Annotated in this window: 17 protein-coding genes and 1 pseudogene; 7 read left to right on the top strand and 11 right to left on the bottom strand. The window is 68.5% G+C overall.

The window, feature by feature from the left end:
* Positions 1–62: 62 nt before the first annotated feature.
* From CP975_RS34630 to CP975_RS34615, 5 genes are all read right to left on the bottom strand, one after another.
* A complete protein-coding gene (locus tag CP975_RS34630; protein WP_246201736.1) occupies positions 63–719 on the bottom strand; it encodes a hypothetical protein in 657 nt (218 codons plus the stop codon).
* A gap of 687 nt (positions 720–1406) precedes the next feature.
* Complete coding sequence (locus tag CP975_RS36150; RefSeq protein WP_246201735.1) at positions 1407–1631, bottom strand: hypothetical protein; 225 nt, start codon at positions 1629–1631, stop codon at positions 1407–1409.
* Positions 1632–1743: 112 nt separating this feature from the next.
* Positions 1744–2115 (bottom strand): Gfo/Idh/MocA family protein, encoded by a 372-nt coding sequence (locus CP975_RS36145; protein WP_246201734.1) that lies wholly within the window; start codon positions 2113–2115, stop codon positions 1744–1746.
* Between the two features lie 94 nt (positions 2116–2209).
* Complete coding sequence (locus CP975_RS34620; protein ID WP_055531917.1) at positions 2210–2869, bottom strand: fasciclin domain-containing protein; 660 nt, start codon at positions 2867–2869, stop codon at positions 2210–2212.
* Between the two features lie 93 nt (positions 2870–2962).
* The gene (locus CP975_RS34615) at positions 2963–4651 is read right to left on the bottom strand and encodes a molybdopterin-dependent oxidoreductase (RefSeq protein ID WP_055531919.1); all 1689 of its coding nucleotides are present in this window, start codon (positions 4649–4651) and stop codon (positions 2963–2965) included.
* A 233-nt stretch (positions 4652–4884) separates the two neighbouring features.
* Between CP975_RS34615 and sigK the strand changes: the two genes are divergently transcribed.
* Both sigK and CP975_RS34600 read left to right on the top strand, forming a co-directional pair.
* The gene (gene sigK / locus CP975_RS34605; protein ID WP_055531924.1) at positions 4885–5469 is read left to right on the top strand and encodes an ECF RNA polymerase sigma factor SigK; all 585 of its coding nucleotides are present in this window, start codon (positions 4885–4887) and stop codon (positions 5467–5469) included.
* Positions 5466–6227 (top strand): anti-sigma factor, encoded by a 762-nt coding sequence (locus CP975_RS34600; RefSeq protein ID WP_055531925.1) that lies wholly within the window; start codon positions 5466–5468, stop codon positions 6225–6227. Before sigK ends, CP975_RS34600 begins: the two co-directional genes overlap by 4 nt.
* 61 nt (positions 6228–6288) lie before the next feature.
* On the opposite strand, the gene CP975_RS34595 is transcribed toward CP975_RS34600, so the two are convergent.
* A complete protein-coding gene (locus CP975_RS34595) occupies positions 6289–7437 on the bottom strand; it encodes an amidase domain-containing protein (protein WP_055531926.1) in 1149 nt (382 codons plus the stop codon).
* Between the two features lie 459 nt (positions 7438–7896).
* Here CP975_RS34595 and CP975_RS34590 point away from each other — a divergent pair, with 459 nt between their 5' ends.
* Entirely contained in the window at positions 7897–9744 is a 1848-nt protein-coding gene (locus tag CP975_RS34590; protein ID WP_425474304.1) for a transglycosylase domain-containing protein, read from the top strand.
* A gap of 52 nt (positions 9745–9796) precedes the next feature.
* On the opposite strand, the gene CP975_RS34585 is transcribed toward CP975_RS34590, so the two are convergent.
* Positions 9797–11131, bottom strand: coding sequence for a polysaccharide deacetylase family protein (locus CP975_RS34585; RefSeq protein ID WP_150477739.1), 1335 nt, complete (start codon positions 11129–11131; stop codon positions 9797–9799).
* A gap of 724 nt (positions 11132–11855) precedes the next feature.
* On the opposite strand from CP975_RS34585, the gene CP975_RS34580 reads away from it, so the two are divergent.
* A complete protein-coding gene (locus CP975_RS34580) occupies positions 11856–12365 on the top strand; it encodes a hypothetical protein (RefSeq protein ID WP_246201733.1) in 510 nt (169 codons plus the stop codon).
* Positions 12366–12447: 82 nt separating this feature from the next.
* Here the strand turns inward: CP975_RS34580 and CP975_RS34575 are convergent, their stop codons facing one another.
* The 3 genes and pseudogenes from CP975_RS34575 to CP975_RS34560 all read right to left on the bottom strand — a co-directional run bounded on the left by CP975_RS34575 (position 12448) and on the right by CP975_RS34560 (position 15651).
* Positions 12448–12897: a hypothetical protein gene (locus tag CP975_RS34575; RefSeq protein ID WP_055531932.1), complete on the bottom strand. Its 450-nt coding sequence runs from the start codon at positions 12895–12897 to the stop codon at positions 12448–12450.
* A gap of 574 nt (positions 12898–13471) precedes the next feature.
* Positions 13472–14588 (bottom strand): annotated as a pseudogene (locus CP975_RS34565) (fatty acid desaturase family protein).
* Between the two features lie 7 nt (positions 14589–14595).
* Positions 14596–15651, bottom strand: a complete 1056-nt coding sequence (locus tag CP975_RS34560) for a ferredoxin reductase (RefSeq protein WP_055531934.1) — start codon at positions 15649–15651, stop codon at positions 14596–14598.
* Between the two features lie 87 nt (positions 15652–15738).
* On the opposite strand from CP975_RS34560, the gene CP975_RS34555 reads away from it, so the two are divergent.
* Together CP975_RS34555 and CP975_RS34550 are read left to right on the top strand one after the other, a co-directional pair.
* Complete coding sequence (locus tag CP975_RS34555) at positions 15739–16878, top strand: PucR-like N-terminal domain-containing protein (RefSeq protein WP_055531935.1); 1140 nt, start codon at positions 15739–15741, stop codon at positions 16876–16878.
* Positions 16879–17140: 262 nt separating this feature from the next.
* Positions 17141–17479: a thioredoxin family protein gene (locus CP975_RS34550; protein ID WP_055531936.1), complete on the top strand. Its 339-nt coding sequence runs from the start codon at positions 17141–17143 to the stop codon at positions 17477–17479.
* Between the two features lie 377 nt (positions 17480–17856).
* Here CP975_RS34550 and CP975_RS34545 read toward each other — a convergent pair whose 3' ends face one another.
* The gene (locus tag CP975_RS34545; RefSeq protein ID WP_055531938.1) at positions 17857–18996 is read right to left on the bottom strand and encodes a serine hydrolase domain-containing protein; all 1140 of its coding nucleotides are present in this window, start codon (positions 18994–18996) and stop codon (positions 17857–17859) included.
* Positions 18997–19179: 183 nt separating this feature from the next.
* Between CP975_RS34545 and CP975_RS36730 the strand changes: the two genes are divergently transcribed.
* Positions 19180–19608, top strand: a complete 429-nt coding sequence (locus CP975_RS36730; RefSeq protein WP_425474303.1) for an aromatic-ring hydroxylase C-terminal domain-containing protein — start codon at positions 19180–19182, stop codon at positions 19606–19608.
* The last annotated feature ends 21 nt before the right edge of the window (positions 19609–19629 follow it).

Here is a 19629-nt window from a genome sequence, read left to right as displayed (position 1 = left end):
GCGCGGCACCACCATCCCGGTCAAGGGCGATTCCCCTGGGAGCGGGGCCCGGCGGAGCCGAGTCAGGCGCGCAGGGTGACGCCGAAACGGGTCCTCATTCGTCGCAGTTCCCACAGCGAGACGGCTGTCACCGACAGCGGCCCGCCCAGCATAAAGCAGAACTGGACGACCGGCGGGCCCCCCGGCATACCGTCGGCGAGCAGGTTGAAGACCGCGAACACCCATACCAGCGCCAGGGTGAGGATGGGCGGCAGCAGCGGGTGGATTTGGGCGCTGTTGAAGGCGCTGCGGGCCGAGTACAGCGACGCCATGAAGAAGAAGGGAAAACCCCACACGATCACGATGATCGCGGCGACGCCCAGTACGTATTCCCACCAGCTCCTCCCGTCGTTGGCGTCGAGGGTCCGCGCCGTAAGGACGAGGATTCCGCTGATGACGACCAACGTCAGTACGTACCAGCCGACCGCCTTGAGCGGAGCGCGCAGCCGGGAGCGCAGATGCGGGCGCAGGGACGAAGGCGCGTAGTGGATGAATCCGAGGATGACCAGAGGCCCGGCGATGAGCAGCACGAGCGGGGCGACGATGAGGTTGGCGACGCCGCTCCACGCCGCGTCCTCCAAGCGGTTCCGGTCCACGTTGTAGGCGAGGATCAGGGCGATGGTGGCTACGGCACCGAGCACCGTGCGGGCCAACTGGACGCGGTCCACGGCGCGGTCCACTATTCGGCCCTCACCCTCCTGCGCGAAGAGCCTGATGGCGACGCGATGCGCGGAGCGCAGGATCGCGGAGACGAGCCCGAAGAGTGAGAAGTACGACAGGCAGCCTCGGGAACGCCGGACGGCGGGCCTCGTGGGCTGGGGGGCGTAGGGGTACGGAGGCGGGCTCGGGTGCGGGGCCGGATGCGGTGGTGGCGGACCGTACGGTCCACCCGGCGGTGGTCCGTAAGGAGCGCCCCAGCCGCCCTGGCCTCCCGGTCCGTTGCCGCCAGGCTGACCCGGGCCGTTGCCCGGCCCCCATCCACCCGTAGCCATGCCGTTCCCCGTTCGACTTTCGGCCAGTTGCTGCGTGACCTGTGACGCCGCGCTTGGCGCAGTGTAATGGCAGCTCGGATGACAGAGGTCGCGCTCACTGCCGGTCGCGGCCTCCTGACCGGACCGAGGTCGGGAGCTGCTGCTCTCACCAGGGCTTCCGTTCCTTCCGGCCGTCCGGTAGGACGGCCTGCCGAGCCTTCACACCCTCGCCGCGGGCAAGCGACAGATGTTCGGTCGTGCTGACCGACTTCCCTCCAGACACGCCGTGTTGTTGTGGGTGGCTGTCTGGGGCCTTCTTGCCGCGCGGTCAAGGCGGTTCGGCGGCAGCGCTGGAGGGTCACTTCGCCGGGTTGACCTGCTCGTTGATTCGGCAGGTCAGGTCCAGCGCGGCCAGGGCGCTCGCCGGGGAAACCCACTGCGGGCGCCCCACGGCTTGGGCCGCAGTGAGGAGACCGAGCTGCGGGCGATCGCGCCGTCGAAGGCCGAGGCGGCCTCGACCGCGCCAGCGTCCGCGTCGCGTCCCACCGCGGTGACGTGCACCTGGTCCGGTGCGCCGAGGGCGCGGGTGATGAGGTCCGGGTCGCTGTGCATGGCCTCCATCGGCAGCTGCTTCAGCCCGAGTGAGGCACCCGGCCACAGCAGGGCGACGGCGTGCCAGCAGCAGCTCCTGGAGTCGGCCGTAGGTACCGTCGTGTACGGCGTCGGTGAGGGCCTAGTTGGCAGGAATGAACCGTTCGAGCATGTCCACGAACACGTGCTGGTCGCTCGACTCGGCGGCCGCCACGATTCTGCGGCCGTCATCCAGGGAACCGGTCGTGGGCAGTTCGGTCAGAACGTGCTTGCCGGCCTCCAGCACGCGCCGCACCGTCGGTGCGTGCAGCGGGATGGGCAGACATACGTCGACCAAGTCGAAGGAGGGGTCCGTGAAGGCCGCGTCCAGGTCCGTGCCGACGGCGAACCCGAACTGTCCGGCCACCCGTGCGGTCTTGTCCGCGTCGCGGCCGACCATCACCACCTCGACGTCGTCACGGGCGGCGTAGACGGCGGCGTGCGCCTGGCCGAAGTTGGTTCCCAACAGAGCCATCTTCATGAGGGTTTGGTTCCCTTCCATGGGCGGTCAGGGCGGACTCCTGTGGTCAGGAGGGTTGGGCCTGGCTGATGCACAGTCACTACCGGCGTCACATCTTCGGCATGAGGACGGTGTCGATGATGTGGACGTTGGCGTTGGCGGTCTTGACGTTGCCGCAGACCACCTCGGCGGAGTCGTTGACCCTGAAGGACTCACCGGATCCGGCCGTCGTCAGCTCGGACTTCTCCAGCGTCGCGAACGAGCCGCTCTCCAGGTCCTTGGGTGCCAGCTTTTGGCCCACCACGTGGTAGGTCAGGATCTTGGTGAGCTGGGCCTTGTCGCTGAGGACCTTGTCCAGGTCGGCCTTGGGGATCTTCGCGAACGCGTCGTTGGTCGGCGCGAACACGGTGATGTCCTTGGCGTTGTTCAGGGTGTCGACCAGGCCCGCCTTCTTGACCGCGGTCACGAGCGTGGAGAGGTCCGGGTTGTTGGAGGCGGCCGTGGCGACCGGGTCCTTGGCCATGCCGTCGAAGGAGCCGGCGCCGTCGTCGGGCACGGAGGAGCATGCGGAGCCGAACGGCTCGTCGGCGCTGTCCGTGTCGCTCGCAGCGCTGTCTGTGGCCTTCTCGGACGCGGCGGACGACTTGGTGTCCGAGGACGCTTCGTCCTTCCCGTCGTCGCTAGAGCAGGCGGTCAGGGCGAGTGGCAGCATCGCCGCCGCGGCGAGAACGAGGGCTCCACGGCGGGTACGGCGGGTGGTGGCGTTCATTTCTGCTCCTTGATCATTCAGGCGGATGACTTGCGTATGGGTTCAGGTGGTGGTTCGTGCAGCTGATCGCGCGCGGCGCAGCGGTGGCCTGGGTCAGTCCACGGAGACCACCACCGAATGCCAGCCGCTGGCCCCGTCCGGGACGGTGCCGGTGCGCTTCTGCGTCTGCGTCTCACCCGTGCGGTCCGTGGCCCGGACGGTCAGGGTGTGGCCGCCGGACGTCGCTTTCCAGGGGAAGGACCACTGGCGCCAGGTGTCCCTGGTGTCCTCGGCTGCCAGGTCGGCCTGCTGCCAGGCACCGTCATCGACACGGACCTCGACCCGGTCGATCCCCCGGTGCTGCGCCCAGGCCACCCCGCCGACCATCACCGTGCCGGTCGAGGGGCGTGCGAAGGACTTGGGGGTGTCGATACGGGACTGGGTCTTGATCGGTGCCTTGCGGGCCCAGTCCCGCTTCACCCAGTAGGGGTCGTAGTCGTCGAACGTGGTCAGCTCGATGTCCTGGATCCACTTGCAGGCGGAGACGAACCCGTAGAGGCCGGGGACGACCATGCGCACGGGGAAGCCGTGCGCGAAGGGCAGTGGCTCGCCGTTCATGCCGAGGGCGAGCATCGCGTCCCGGCCGTCCATGACGTCCTCGACCGGGGTTCCGATGGTCATCCCGTCCACGGACCGCGCGACCAGTTGGTCCGCGGGCCCGCCCTTGGACGGCGGCTTCACACCGCACTGCGTCAGGAGGTCGGCCAGGCGCACGCCGATCCACCGCGCGTTGCCCACGTACGGGCCGCCCACCTCGTTCGAGACGCAGGCCAGCGTGATGTTCCGCTCGATCAGCGGCATGCGCAGCAGCTCCGCGAAGGAGACGGTCGTCTCGCGGGTGACGCCCTTGCCGTGGATCCGCAACCTCCAAGAGGTCGCGTCGACCCTGGGCACCACCAGCGCGGTGTCGACCCGGTAGAAGTCCTGATTGGGCGTCATGAACGGGCTGACGTCCTTGATTCGGAGCGCGGCGCCCTTGGGGACGGGCGCGGCGGCCGAGGCCGGGGCGGGCAGCGTGACCTGGTTGCGGGAGGCGATGGCGTTCTGGCCCCGCGCACCGTTCAGGGAGCGGCCCAGTAGGCCGATCCCGGTGGACGCGGCCGCCGCGGTCGTCGCGGCGACGATGAATCCTCGCCGGTCCCAGGCCGGGCGCTCGTGGTCGTGGTCGTGGTCGTGGTCGTGGTCGTGGTCGTGGTCGTGAGCAGGGTTTCCGGCCGGAGCAAGCTCTACACCTTCCTCGGTCACGGGCTCTTCGGCAGGTTCCGGGCGCCCGTGTGCTCGCAGGCGCCCGGCCAGCCAGTGGAGGAGCCCCGCTCCCACCACGGCCCCGGCCACCGAGGGCAGCGCGTCCATGATGCTTGTGGAGTCGGGCCGGTTCGTCGCGGCGATGCCCCCGACCGCGCCGAACAAGAGGACTCCTGCCGAGCCGGTACGCCGGTACCGGGCCGCCAGCGCTCCGAGGACGAGCGCGAGAAGGGTGAGGACGGCGAGGATGCCCAGTTGCAGGACGAGCTTGTCGTCCGTCCCGAACTCGCGGATCGCCCAGTCCTTCACCGCGGTCGGCGTGCGGTCGATCGCGGTTCCGCCCACCGCGATCACGGGGCTGGACTCGGGTCGTACCGCGGCGGACACCAGCTCGGCCGTCGCCAGCGCGAAGTAGCCCGCCAGCAGGCCGCTCAACGCGCCCAGCCCGGCAAGCCGCCCCGCTCCGGGATGCCTTGAGGTCTTCGCTTCTTCGCTCACACCCGGTCATCCGGAGCGGTGGCCGGGTGCGGATTGGTCCTCCACCCATTTGAGGGAGAAATTCTTTCCGACCAATCCAAAAGGGCCGCGGCTACGAATACTCCGTCCGCCTCTTGCGTTCGGATCTCGCTACCGGCAAAGCAATCCTTTTCGCCCCCGGTAACGAATCATGGGCGGCACCCCATTTCCCACCGTGCGGACATGGCACGTAGCGAGTCGGTCATGATGTCGACATGAGGCGAACGGTGTTCATCGGCGGCAACCCTGACGACAAGCCTGACCTGATCGCATTGATGAAACAGATCGTCGACGGCGACGAGCAGGCATTCGGTCAGCTGTACGAATCAGTGGCCGGCCCGGTCTTCGGAATCGCGCGGGCGGTGGTGCGCGACGCGGCGCAGTCCGAGGAAGTGACGCAAGAGGTGCTGGTGGAGGTGTGGCGTCATGCCGCCGACTACCGGCCGGAACGGGGATCAGTGATGAACTGGGTGCTCACGCTGGCACATCGCAGAGCGGTGGACCGCGTCCGCTCGGTCGTGGCTTCCGCCGCGCGCGAGGAGCGGGCGGCCCGGCGCGCACAGCTGCCCGAGTTCGACGTGACCGAGGCGGAGGTCGAAGCCCGCCAGGAACGCGAGGACGTGGTGCGTTGCCTGAAGACCCTCACGGAACTCCAGCGCGAGTCGATCATCCTCGCCTACTACCAGGGCCTGACCTACCGCGAAGTGGCCGAGCGCCTGTCGGCGTCGCTCGGCACGGTGAAGACCCGCATGCGGGACGGGCTCATCCGGCTCCGTGACTGCCTGGGGGTGGCGACATGAGCGTGAGCGACCCGCACACCTTCGCCGGTGCCTACGCCCTCGACGCCCTCGACGACGACGAGCGCATCGCGTTCGAGGCGCATCTGGCCACGTGCGCGGAGTGCCGTCAGGAGGTGGCGGAGTTCGTGTCCACGGCGGGCCGGCTGGCGCTCGCCGTCGGCGGCGCACCGCCTCCCGCTCTCAAGGACTCCGTCCTTCGGCGGATCTCCCACGTCCGCCAGGAACCGCCGCGCACCGTGCGGGAGACGCCCGTCGCGCAAGCGCCGCAGAGATCACCTCAGGGTTCGCTCCGGCTGCGTCGGTTGGCTCTGGCCGCCTGCCTGGTCGCCGCGTCCCTGGGCGGTGTGGCGACCTGGCAGCATCAGGAAGCGCGGCAGGCCCGCGAGCAGGCACACCGGGCGGAGGCCAGTACCGATCAAGTGGCCGAGGTCCTGGCCGCCGGTGACGCGCGGACTCACACCGCGTCCCTGCCCGGCGGTGCCCGCGGCGTCGTCGTGACCTCAGCGAGCCGGAACCGCGCGGTCTTCACCGTTTCCGGCCTCGACGCACCGCCCGAGGGCAAGGTCTACGAGCTGTGGTTCAACGACGAGGGCACGATGCGTCCCGCGGGGCTCCTCGACCGGCACCAGAGCACCCAGATCACCCTCATGGACGGGACGGTCGACCAGGCCAACGGCATGGGCATCACCATCGAACCCTCAGGGGGATCCAAGACGCCCACACTGCCACCCGTCGGCCTGATCGACTTTCCCGCCTGACGGCCGCGCACGAGTCCGGTCAAGTTCCGGCCGTCGGTGCCTTTGCGGGATACCGGTTCCGTCAGGTGCGGTACGCGAAGTAACGCGCGTTGGGCGAGGACGCGAGGATGCTCGCCAGCGACCTTCGGACCGTGTCGGTGGAGTGGTAGGTGAGGTACGGCATGCCCCGCCTGTTGCGGTAAGTCACCAGCATGGTGTGGTCCTTGGAGCCGTTCTTGTCGAAGTCCACCTGTAGGACGTCGCCGACGTCCAGCTTGTACACGCTCGACAGGTTGGGGGCCCGCCGGTTGGACAGCGTGAACCACGCCCATTCGTTCACGCCGACCCAGGAGGTGCTCTGGCTCGCGCGCTCGTACCACCAGTTCCGGTAGTCGTAAGCGGAGCCCGGGACGGGCTTCCAGCCGCCCGCCTTCAGTGCCTGGCTGACGAAGTTGGTGCAGTCGCCGCCGGCTCCGTTGAACTTCCGGTACGCCGGGTTGTAGTTGCTCCAGTACCTCTCCGCGTACCGCGCCATGGCGGAGTAGTCGTAGGCTCCGCCCGTCTTGCCCGAGGGCATCGGCGTGGTGGGGTACTCGGTGGACGCCGGTGTGCCGTCGGGGTACTGGTTGCCGTCGTCCTTGACGGTGCTCACCCCGGCCGCAGACGGCTCGTCGACCGCAGCGGGACCGTCGTCCCGCGAGGTGATCGTGGTCAGCTTCCAGCCGCCGTCCTTCGTGCCGGTGAGCTTCAGCTCCTGCCGCGTCGAGAAAGCGGTGGTGGCCGGTTCGTCCCCGCGCACCTTCTTGTACGTGAGCGTCGACGAGGAGGTGACCTGGACGGTCGCCGTGTGGCCGGTGATCGTGGCCCGCTCCACGACGACGCGGGTGTCCGCCTTCGTGTAGGCCTCGCCGAGCTTCGCCAGGCGTGCCTTGCGGGCGCTCAACAACCGCAGCGCGGCGTTCTCGTCCTTCTTCAGCCGGCCGGACATGCGCGTCGTGGAAGCGCCGGTACCGGCGTCGCCGCGTCCCGCGTGATCCTCCACCAGGGCCTGGGTGCGCCGGGAAAGAACGTCATCGGCGATGCGGGCGAAGGCGGCGACCGTCTCGCGGTCGGCCTTGCGGGGACCGCTGTCGACGGCGTCCGCGTGCGCGGGGGGCGCGAGCAGGGAGCCGGAGGCCACGGCCGCGGTCAGGCTCGCGACGGCGGCGGGTCTGTATCTCTTGGGTATCACTGTGTTTCCTCTCGTGCACGTGATCACCCCGAATGGGGCACGGAATCTTCGCACAACTCCGTGCCATCACCGTGCCGTTCGTTTCCCGCGGGACCCGGAGGCCGCCGGGCCGGGGCGCCGGAGCCCCGGCGGCCGCGCCCCACCTACCTCTAGGGTGTGCGGCATAGCGCAGCAGAGGAGGCATGCGGGGTGGGTGGGCGCAGGACAACCGCAGGTGGGGGAAGCGGCGGACGGCGGGCGGCACCGGGGCGCCGCCGCGCGGCGACCGGTCGGCGCAGGAAGCCCGGACAGTCGCGCGGGGGACGGCCGGACAGCGGCATACCCGGTGTCGTCGCCGGGGCGCGCAGGCAACTGCGGCGGCTGCGTCCCGCGTACCCACGGCCGGGCCGTAGCGGATGGCGGCGGTGGATACCCTCATGGCGTCAGTGGCTGGGCGCCTTCCTGTACGTGCTCCTCGGCTTGACCGGCTCCGTCGCGATCGCGTACGCCGCCACGGACATACCGGACGACCTCAACTCGTTCGCCACACAACAGGACAACGTCTACTACTGGTCCGACGGCACCGTCATGGCCCGCACCGGCTGGGTCATCCGGCAGGAGATACCGCTGGACAAGGTGCCGCCGAAGGTCCGAGGGGCGGTCCTCGCGGCCGAGAACGCGAGCTTCTACTCGGATTCCGGGGTCTCGCCGACCGGTTTCCTGCGTGCCGCGACCGCCGCGGTCACCGGCGGGGAGACCCAGGGCGGATCGACCATCACCCAGCAGTACGTGAAGAACGTCTACCTCAGCCAGGACCGCACGTTCTCCCGGAAGTTCACCGAGGCCCTGCTCGCCGTGAAGCTGGACAACCACACGAGCAAGGACAGGATCTTCCAGGATTACCTGAACACGAGCTGGTTCGGCCGCGGGACCTACGGCATCCAGCGCGCCTCGCACGCGTACTACGGCAAGGACGTCTCGCGTCTCAACCCCAGCGAGGGCGCCTTCCTGGCCTCTCTCCTCAAGGGCGCCGGACTGTACGACCCGGCCCTCGGCAAGGAGAACCGCGCGCGGGCCGTCGAGCGGTGGAACTGGATCCTGGACCGCATGGTCGAGACCGGCCATCTCACGCGGGCCGAGCGTGCCACGTACAAGAAGTTCCCGGAGCCCACGAAGCCGGGGTCCGGCGGCACCACCCCCGGCGCGCAGACCGGCTACCTGGTGGAGCTGGCCAAACGGCACGCGATCGAGGCCGGGCACATCAAGACCGCCGACTACGACCTCGGCGGCTACCAGATCCGCACGACCTTCGACCGCAAGCGCACGAAGGCTTTGACCGCAGCCGTCCGGAAGGTCGACAAGGACTTTGACGCCGAGCGGCGGCCCGACACGGACAAGCACGCCAGGATCGGCGCGGCGAGCGTCGGCCCGGACGGCCGGCTGCTCGCCGTGTACGGCGGCCACGACTTCTTGAAGCAGGGGTTCAACCAGTCGAACGCGACGACCATTCCGGCGGGTTCGGTGTTCACCCCCTTCGTCTACGCCGCCGCGCTCGAGGACGGTGTGCAGCGCACGCGTGAGGGAGGCCGCACACCCGTCTCCCCCACCAGCGTCTACGACGGCGACGACCGGATCGCCGTACGGACACCGGAGGGGCCGTACTGGGACCGCAGCGGCAAGGTGGTGAAGGGACGCAACGAAGGCGGCCGGGACTGGGGCAAGGTGACCTTGCGGCAGGCCGTCGCCGACTCCGTCAACACACCCATGCTCCAGCTCGGTCTCGATGTCGGCCTCGACCGGGTGGAGAAGTACGCCCTGCGGGCGGGGCTGCTCGAATCGAGCCTCGGGGAGCGGGTCCCCACGTTCGCGCTCGGGGAGAACTCGACGCCGAGCGCCATCCGGATGGCCGGCGCGTACCAGACCTTCGCCGCCGGCGGCATGCACACCGACCCCTACTCGGTGCGCTCGATCACGCGGGCCGGGGACGCGGTGCCGCTCGTCGGGCCGAAACCCTCCCGGGCGGTGTCGGAGAAGACCGCCCGAGCGGTCACGGACGCCCTGCGGACCACCATGACCGAGGGGTCGGCCAAGGCGGCGGGCGGGGCGCACGCCGGTGCCGTGGGCAAGACGGGGACGACCACCGCGAACACGGCGGGCTGGTTCGTGGGAGGCACCGAGGACGAGACCACGGCCGTGGTGGTCTACCGCATGTCGCTCAAGGACCTGGTGCCGCTGCCGCTGGAGGGGCTGGGCGGTGGTGCCCCCGGAACGCTCGGCAGCGAGCGGGCGGTGGGGCTGTGGGCCGACTACATCAAGGCGGTCAAGTAGGCGTGGGGCGGGCGGGGGCGCCGGGCGCCCCCGCCCGCACAGCTCGCCCGCGTTACTTGACGAGCGACTTCCAGTCCGGCGCCTGCGCGGGGTCGAGCAGGCGCAGCCTGGCAAGGACCTTCGGGTCCTGGGCGTCGAGCCAGTCCGCCAACTCCCGGAACGACACGCAGCGGACGCCCTTGCGCGGGCACACCTCCCGCATCACGTCCTCGACGGCGTTCATGTAGATCCCGCCGTTCCAGTCCTCGAAGTGGTTGCCGACGAACATCGGCGCCCGGCTGCCGTTGTAGACGCGGTTGAAGCCGTTCATGTACGAGTTGCGGACCTGCGCCTCCCATGCCGGGAACTTCGCCGGGTCACCCTGGGTGCTGTCGCCGGACTGGTGGTAGAGGAAGTTGAAGTCCATGGAGAGGACTTGCACCTCTTTGCCGTCCATGGGCAGGAGTTGCAGGGGGAAGTTCCATATGTCGTCGACCTTGGACGGCCATATCTGGAAGTCCCCCGAGGAACTCGCGTCGTAGCGCCAGCCGAACGGCTTGATCGCGGCCAGGAGGTTCTTCTGCCCCTCCAGGCAGGGCGCGCGGCCACCGACCACTTCCCGGTCCGGGTCGAAGGGCAGGGGCGCCTCCTGGGTGAAGCCGGTGTTGGTCTTCCACTTCTTCATGAACGCGTACGTCTGCTCGATCTCGCTCTTCCACTCCTCGGGGCTCCAGTCACCGCCGCCCTTGGGGCCGCAGAAGTGCCCGTTGAAGTGCGAACCGATCTCGTTGCCGTCCTTCCAGGCGCCGCGCAGTTGCTCCAGCGTGGTCTGTATGTGCGGGACGGTCGGGTACGAGATGGCGGCCGAGCCCGGGTTGTGCTGCGGCGGGCGGTAGAGCGACTTCTTGCTCTCCGGCAGGAGGTAGATGCCGGTGAGGAAGAAGGTCATATGGGCGTTGCTCTCCCGCGCCACCTGGCGGAAGTGGGAGAAGCGGCGGTCGTCGCCCTCCAGCGCGCCGTCCCAGGAGAAGACCACGAACTGCGGCGGCTTCTCGCCGGGCTTCAGCTTCTTGGGCTTGAGCTGTCCGCGCTGCGGTCCGGTGTACGAGGTGGAGCCGTCGCCCAGCACCCGGACCGTGCCGTCCCACTTCTCCTCGCTCTTCTTCGCGCGCTTCGCGGCACGCGCCTTCTGCGCCGCGTTGCCCGGAGATGTGGACGCGGTGTGCCGGCCCTCGCTCCGGCTTCCGGAGGGGTTCCCGAGGGCGAGCACGCACGTGGTGGCCACCCCGCCCAGGCCGAGCACGGCCGCGACCACGGCCACCCTCTTGCGCCTTCGCGCCTTCTCGCGCGCCTTGCGGGCGGCGCGGGACTCGGTCCGGGCGGGTTCAGTGCCGTCGGGTTCGCTCACTGCGGTCCTACCCCGTGTTCATCGCAGCAGGGCCGCGCGTGAATTGTTTGTATGAATATAGGACCGTCGGGCTGGTCTCCAGTACCCCGGGTTGCCTCACGCAGGCCCCGGAGAGGTCAGGGTGCCGTTTCGCTTCCGGCACGCCAGTCAGTACAACCTGGCCGGGCGCTCCTCAGGACGTCGCCCTCGCCGGCCCCAGGCGCCCGCTCGGCATCACCGTACGTTCCTGACGTCAACGGCGGCGTAGCCTGCCGAGGAAGCGCTGGGCCTGGGCCCGTCGCCGCGGGTCGGCGGAGGCGCGACGGACCTGGTCAACGGTGCGCCGACCCTGCGGACTCCGGACGAACTCGTGGATCGCAGTCATGGGTGACGGTGACGAGTGGCGGGCCATCGACATGGACACCGACTTTCCAGGAACACTGGTCTGGGTCGACGTGAGGGGTTAGACCCGTCCGTTTATCCCAGCAGGGTGCTGACGTACGGCGCCCTTCGCCGCCCACGACCGACGGTGACTACCCATCGAATTAGAAGAAGCGCCACCCGGCCACCCGCCATGACGTGGGCAGAGTCCTCGCCACCGGCGAGGCGTACAGCCGCGCCGCCCACCACAAGAAGGGCACCTGACCCGGGCGCACCGGGGAGCGGCAAACTTGACGGCCCGGGCCATGTGCAGCGAGCACGGGGCCGATGACTTGCACGGGGTACGTCGGTGGATATCAGCTCAGTGATCATCGCAGTGACAGGCGTCGCAGGAACCCTGGGAGGAGCGCTACTTACCCAGCGCGGCTCCGAACGAGCGAAGCGCCGGGAGTTAGAGCTCGTTCGAGACCATGAGGAGATCCGTGAGAACCGTTCGCTGCGACGCACCTGCTATGTGGAACTCAACCGAGATGCGCGGCAGTTCACCACCGCACTCAACCGGCACCTCCACGTCATGAGGGAACGCGGTGTGGAGGAGGCTGACGGCGACGCACTCGAGGAGGCGAAGAACGCGCACCGCGATCGATACTCCGAAGCGCAGATGATCGCGCCCGAAGAAGTACTCATGCGAGCGAGTGTCGTCAACCAAGCCCTGAACAAGGTCTACGGCCAGGTCAAGCGCCTCGAACGCGGTGCCCCCGAACCAGGCGAAACGATGGAGACCGCGGCCCAGGCCCAGTACGAGGTCTGGGAGATGCTCCGAACTATGAGAACCGCTATGCGCCACGACCTCGGTGTGTTGCATGAAGATTGAGAGCCGACACTCAGCTCCAGGGGAGCTCTCTTGTCGGCCCCGACCAGCCAAAAACTTATCAAGGCAGAGGTAAAATGCAAGCTTACGTCACCAATGCATAGCCAGAGAGAATGCATCCCGCTAGTGCAACCCCAGCGTGCAGCAGCGCCCACAGTACATAGAGGCGAACCCTGAATAGCCTGGGATACCTGGGCAGGTGCCTTTCGAATGCGGCAGACCAGGCCGCTTGGACGTTCAACCTTGGATGCAAGTCAGTCAGCTGGTCTCTCAACTGACGAGCCACGCTGTTGTGATACTCGAAGCGCTCCCTGAACTTGAGACATGCCAGTGCGCCGTACAGGCCTAAAAAGGACATCGGCATTGAGATCACCAATGTCGACGGCTGGACACCTCTCTGCGAGATCAGCCCCAGACCCGCAGCGACAACCAGGATGACGATGTTGGAGAGCGTCGCTCGCTGGTTCTCAGACTGGACAGCCGCCTGGCGCTGATCGCGCCAAAGCTCCAGAAGCACATCGCTGTCGTCGGCCATCAAATCACCCCATCGAGGCATACCCTCGTGCCGTCCTCAGCACCGCAGGGCGCAGGCTGTCTACTATGCCGCGGCGCTGTCCTCGGCCATCTTCACGTACTCAACATCCTGCCGCGCGTGAACGGACACGAACCGACAACGACACTCAGCACGGCGAACTGCCCTACCCCCGCGGAACCCTCGTGAAGAAGACGATCTCGGAACGCACCGGTCTCCTCACGGGCGTCCTCGAGGAGCGGCTCAACAAGTCGGGCAACCTCGTGAGTAGGCAGGCGTTTATGGTGCCGGAGGGCGGCGGCATCGAATGGGACGTGCCGCTGGAGCGCGTGAAGCCCGTCGAACCCGGAGAGAGAGCGCAGAGCTCTCCGGCGGTGAAAGCCCGTCGTCGGTCGGCCGGTCCGGACGGGCCGTCACAGCAGTCGAGCATCATTGTCCCGGCGTCTGGACGGTGGGGCTGGGTGCTTATCGGTCACCTGGTGGCCGTCCACCTCGCTCCCGCCTACGGCCGAATACTTTGCACGGCACTGGCCTGGGCATCTTCCGCCGTCCGGCAGTTGTACGGCCTCGGCCAGAATCAGGCCGCGACGAGCTCCCGCTCGCGGACCGGTGTTTTGACCTTGGGCTTCCTATTCGGCAGCGAGAGCCGGAAGACCTTGTGCCACGCGGAGAACACCTGCTTGGGCAGCGGGCCGGTGACGTACTCCAGCTCATACTTTTCGAACAGCGCGCGGACCTTCACCGCGACCTCGGCGTACCGGTTGCTCGGCAGGTCCGGGAACAGGTGGTGCTCGATCTGGTGCGACAGGTTGCCGGTCATGAAGTGCATGGCCTTGCTGCCGCTGATGTTCGCCGAGCCCATCATCTGGCGCAGGTACCACTGGCCGCGCGTCTCGCCCTCGATCGACCGGCGCTCGAAGACCTGTACGCCCTCGGGGAAGTGCCCGCACATGATCACCGAGTGGGTCCAGATGTTGCGGACCACGTTCGCGGTGAACGTGGCGCCGAGCGTGGTGAGAAATGACGGGCCCGAAAGCAGCGGGTGGATCACGTAGTCCTTGAGCACCTGTTTGCGGATCTTGCGACCTACGGCCTTGGCGCGCGCGGAACTCCGGGTTCTTGCGGCGGTGCTTGTGCAGGTTGTTGCCGAGCTCCAGGTCGTACGCTGCGATGCCGTACTCGAAGAAGCAGGCGTTGATGAAGTTCCACAGCGGCTGGCCGAGGTGGAACGGGTGCCACTTCTGGTCCTCGTCGACGCGCATGATGCCGTAGCCGAGGTCGTTGTCCTTGCCGATCACGTTGGTGTACGTGTGGTGCAGCTCGTTGTGCGAGTGCTTCCACTGGTCGGCCGGCGAGACGTGATCCCATTCCCAGGTGGTGGAGTGGATCTTCGGATCTCGCATCCAGTCCCACTGGCCGTGCAGGATGTTGTGGCCGATCTCCATGTTGTCCATGATCTTCGCCACGGACAGACCGGCGGTGCCGATCAGCCACGCCGGCGGGAAGAGCGAGAACAGCAGCACGCCCCTGCTGGCCAGCTCCAGCTTGCGCTGTGCCGAGATGACCTTGCGGATGTAGGCGGCGTCCTTCTCGCCGCGACTGGCGATCACCTCGTCGCGGATCGCGTCAAGCTCGCGGCCAAGCTCCTCGATCTGCTCCACGGTCAGGTGGGCGGTGGGGTCGATGGCGGTCAAGGTGCTCCTACCGTTCGATGTCGCAGGGGCCCGCCGCGGCGGACACGCAGGTCTGGATGAGGACGCCCGGCTCGGCCTCGGTGATCTCGCCGGTGCGCAGGTCGCGGACGGCGCCCGCCTTGAGCGGCGTGACGCAGCCGAAGCAGATGCCCATGCGGCACCCGGAGGGCATGAGCACGCCGGCCTCCTCGCCGATGTCCAGCAACGGCGTGGCGCCGTCCGCGTCGACGGTCTTGCCGGTGGCGCTGAACGTGACCTCGCCGCCGTCCCCGGCGAGGAGGATGCTGGGGCGGAAGCGTTCGGTGTGCAGGCGGTCCGGGACGCCGTGGTCGGCCCAGTGCTTTTCGGCGGCGTCGAGCAGGCCCGCGGGCCCACACGCCCAGGTCTCACGCTCGGCCCAGTCGGGTACGAGTGCGTCGAGACGGGCGATGTCGAGCGTGCCGTCTGTGTCGGTGTGCACCTCGGTGAGCCGCAGCTTCTTGTCCGCGACCAGGTCGTGCAGTTCGCTGCGGAAGATCACGTCCTGCGGCCGCGGGGCGCAGTGGACCATGACGACGTCGTCGAACTCCATGTCGCGCAGCATGCCCATCACGGGCGTGATGCCGCTGCCGGCCGTCAGGTAGAGCACCTTGGCGGGCTTGGCCTGCGGCAGCACGAAGTCACCGGTCGGCTGATCGAGCTGGATCAGCGTGCCCGGTTTCGCCCTGCGCACCAGGTGGTTACTGACCTTGCCGTCCGGGATCGCCTTCACGGTGATCGTGACGCGGCCATCCCGGCGGTTTGTCGGCGAGGTGATGGAGTAGGCACGCCACAGGCGCACCCCGTCGACGTCGACGCCGATCCGCACGTACTGACCGGCTGTGTGGCCACGCCAGCCCCGCCCCGGCCTGATCACGATCGTCGCGGCGTCACCCGTCTCGGGGTGCACGGCCTCGATGCGTCCACGCAGGTCAGCGCCCGAACGCAGCGGGCTGACCAGGTCGAGGTAGTCCGACGGCAGCAGTGGTGTCGTGACCGTCTCCAGCAGTTTCCACGCCCTGCTGCGGAGGGCTGCACTCATCATGACTCCAGCTTGCTGCGCCTCAAGGCGTAAAGTCCTGACCGCAGGACGTAAATCTGGTCGACTGAATTGTTCGCAGGGAACAAAAACGTGAGCCATGCAATCCGGAGGGCCAGCGAACTGGCCCTGGATGAGACGACGGTCACCGTACTTCGGGCCGCACTGAAGACCACCGCCGACGAGGTCGTCCAAGCGATCATCGACGAGGTCCCCTCCTACGCCAACGCCCTTTCGGGCCGCATGGGCGCCACCATCCGCCGATCCGTCCGCACCGCCCTGGGCCACTACCTGGACCTCGCGAGCGGGAAGACCACGGGCGGCGACGCCGGCGACGCAGCTTACGAGCTGGGCCGCGGCGAGGTACGCGACGGCCGTTCGATGGACGCCCTGCTCAGCGCCTACCGCGTCGGCGCCCGCGTGGCCTGGCGATGCCTGGCAGCAGGTGCCGTACCCGCAGGTCTGCCCGCCGCCGAGGTCGCCAAGTTCGCCGAGCTGACCTTCGCCTACATCGACGAGCTCTCCGCCGCGAGCGCGGCGGGCCATGCCGACGAACTGGCCGCACGGGGCAGGGCCCACGAGCGCCACCTGGAACAGCTGGCCCGCGACCTCCTCGCCGGCGCGAGCCCGGATGTGCTGATGGCCTCTGCTCAACGGGCTGGGTGGCAGCCTCCGGTTTCGCTGACTGCGGTCCTGCTACCCGCCGCCCAGGCCCGGCCTGCCTACCGCGCGCTCGACCCGAGCACCCTCGTCCTCGACGATCTGCCGGACGCCACCGGCGTGCTGCTCGTCGCCGATGCCGACCGATCACATCTCTTGCGGCAGCTGACCGACCGCACCGCAGTGGTCGGCCCGGCCCGGCCATGGGCTCGTGCGTCCGCCTCGTACGCACGAGCCGTACGCGCGCGCTCCCTCTCCTCTGATATCCGCGACACCGAGGACCACCTGCCCGAGCTGGTGCTGAGCGCCGACGTGGACGCGTACGCAGACCTGCGAGCCCGAGCCCTCGCACCCTTGCGGACCTTGCCTGCCGCCACCGCACAGCGGCTGGAGGAGACCTTGCGGACGTGGCTGCTGCACCAGGGCAGACGGGACGAAGTGGCGGCGGCGTTGTTCGTCCATCCCCAGACGGTCCGGTACCGGATGTCGCAGTTGCGGGAGCTGTTTCCGGATCTCACATCGCCACACCGGGTCCTTGAACTGACGCTGGCGGTCGGTCTTCGGGTCAGCTGACGCGTACTTCGACCGTCCACGACCGCGTCCGCGAGCGGTCCAGGAATCGTGCCTGGCTCTCCGGGTGCGCGGTGCCGTCAGCTGGCTCATGCGGCCCGGGGAAGAGCGGTATCAGGCTTTCACGGCGTCCGGGTGACCGGCGGGGCGGGTGGGCCCGTGCCTCTCCTCCGACGGGTCAACGAGGCGACCGACCGGGCCGGCCTGGCACACCGCGCGGGGGATGATGGGGAGGGAATGACGGAACGAGAGGTCAGGAGCTGCCATGTCGAAGCGGGTTCACCGCCCCCGTGAGGACGCGGAGTTCGATTTCATCCTCGGGATGAGCGGAGTTCCGGTCCTCGCATACTTCACCGGGACATGGTCCAAGGCAATCGAGCCCTGCCAGGTGATGGACCTCGTCGTGAGTGACATCGCCGACGACTACACGGGCCGCCTGACGGCCGTCCGCGCCGACATCACGCGCTGTCCGGCCGCAACCGAGCGATACGGGATCACCGGAGCCCCGTCCTACGTCCTGCTGAAGGAGGGAGAGGCGGTGGCGCACGGCACAGGGCCTATGACCATCACCGAGGTACGGAAGGTCCTGGACGGCCATCTCTGAGCGGCCGCTGCGGCACGCCACGATCGACGGCCGTCCGCGCGTACGGCGGCCGACCAGCGCGCGAAGATCGACGTCCTCGCCCCGTGCTGGAGGACATCACTGTCAACGGCCGCCCCTCCCCGGAGCCCGGCGTGCTGAGGTCCAGGGCATTGGCCCGTGCGTATGCGGCGATCTCCGCCGGCACCTGCTCGATGCTCTCATCGGTGGCGGGCTTCCCTTCTGAGGTGGTCAGAAAGGAAGCCTGTCCGTCATTTCGCGTGGAAGCGACGTACGCGTACAGGACTGCGGCTGCTTCGTCGGGGTATCGCCGAACATCGGCTCTTCCCAGCCGCGATGCACGACTGGGGTGACGCCGCCGAAGAGCGCGGAGCCGCCGGTCAGGAGGACGGGCAGAAGATGCTCTCCACGGCCTTGCCCAAGTCGAGCTGCACGACGTTGGGCTTGACGCTCAGGGTGAATGACAACGCGAGCTGGCGACGTCCGTCCGCCGAGTAGAAGGTCATGGCCACGGAGCCTGGAGCCAACCCGCCCGTGATGGAGAAGTCATCGCTGCAACTGCTGTTGCTGTTGTGGCCTCGGAGGTGTGCGGCGGCGGCCGGCCGGTCGGTCAGGATTCGCTGGAGTTCTGGCGGCAGCAGCTTGCCCTGAGAGAACGCCCGGTTGAAGGCGCTCACGTCGTGCGCGGTGGAGACCACCCCGCCGGCCCCTGCCCCCGCGAGGCCGGCGTTGTACCGGTCCACGTCGCGCGGCCTGCCATCGGTGTCGGGGTAGTAGCCGTGGCCGTGCGGCCCCTTGACGCCGTCCGGCGGTTTGACCATCAGGTAGCTCCTGGTCATCGCGAGCGGCTCGAAAAGGCGCGTGCGCAGCTCGGTGGCCAGGTCATGGCCGGTCACCCTCTCGATGATCATGCCGAGAAGGGTGTAGTTGGTGTTGGAGTAGGTCCACTTCTCGCCCGGCTCCCCGGTCCGGGGCCGATCACGGCTCCACCGCACCAGATCCAGCGGCCGGTAGGGGGTCGTAAAGTCGAACACGTCGAACGAGGGGGCTCCCTCGCTCCCGTCCGGGTTCGGCTTCTCGGCGTACCAGTCGGGAATGCCGGAGGTGTGCCGGATCATCTGTCGTACCGTGATCTCGTCGGCCCGCGTCACCAGGTCCTTCTCCACCACCTCCGGCAGCAGGTCACCGAGCTTGTCATCCACCCCCAACTCGCCCTTTTCGACGAGTTTCAGTACCACGGTGGCCACCATCTGCTTGGTCTGTGACCAGATCCGGAAGCGGGCGTTCGCGGGGATCCTCCCGCCCTCCCCGTCCAGCAGCCGGGAGCCTGCACTGCCCAGACCGAGGGACTTCCCGTCGGCGTAGGCCCCGCCCACGACTCCAACAACCCCGGGAATCCTGGCCAACTCCTCCATCGCCTTCTGCACGTTCCCACCACTTTGCGCCGGGACGGCGGTGGCGGTGGCGGTGGCGGGCCCGGCATGGGCCACCATCAGCATGGCGACACCGGCGGCCAGCACGGCCTTCCTCAGCCCCCGACGAGCGTTCCCGGATAACACGGCACATGCCCCTTTCGTAAGCACCTTCCCGAAGCCGGAGCACAAAGCCTCGGCACGGCCCTCCGTAGTCCGTGCCTCCATGGAAACAGGGGACGGTTACGGTGACGTACGCGTTTCTCGATACGCCGGTACCGAGGGCCGCGAGTGGGCGGCGCACCGTGCGAAGCGCGGTTCAGTACACGGCGCACAGCGCCAGAGGTGAGAGCGGGCGCCGGGAAGCCTCCGGGACCTTTCCTCTTCGGGAGACTTCGTCAGCACGCCATCGCGCACTGTTTCGCCCCCCCCGGCGTCACCCTCGGCGACACCCCCTGTTCGCTCTGCTGCGCGCCGACGGCCACCTCCTGCTGGCCCTCACCGGCGGCGGCCGCCTCGCCGGGGCACACCCACGCCGGGCTGCGTGTCCATACCGCCGCCCCATTCCGGCTCCCCGCCGACTTCACCCGTGTCTGTGCCGCCCTCGTCCGCCCCGACGGCCACATCGCCTGGGCGGGCACGGCCCCCAACGACACCCCTCTCGCCGAGGACCTGAGCACGACTGTCGCCACCCGCCCCAGGACAACGGCACGCAACTGACCAGCACGGACCGCTACAACA

The organism is Streptomyces alboniger (assembly GCF_008704395.1).
Lineage (GTDB): Bacteria > Actinomycetota > Actinomycetes > Streptomycetales > Streptomycetaceae > Streptomyces > Streptomyces alboniger.
Note: the sequence above shows the minus strand (reverse complement) of the source record. Positions and strands in the feature narration are given on the sequence as shown.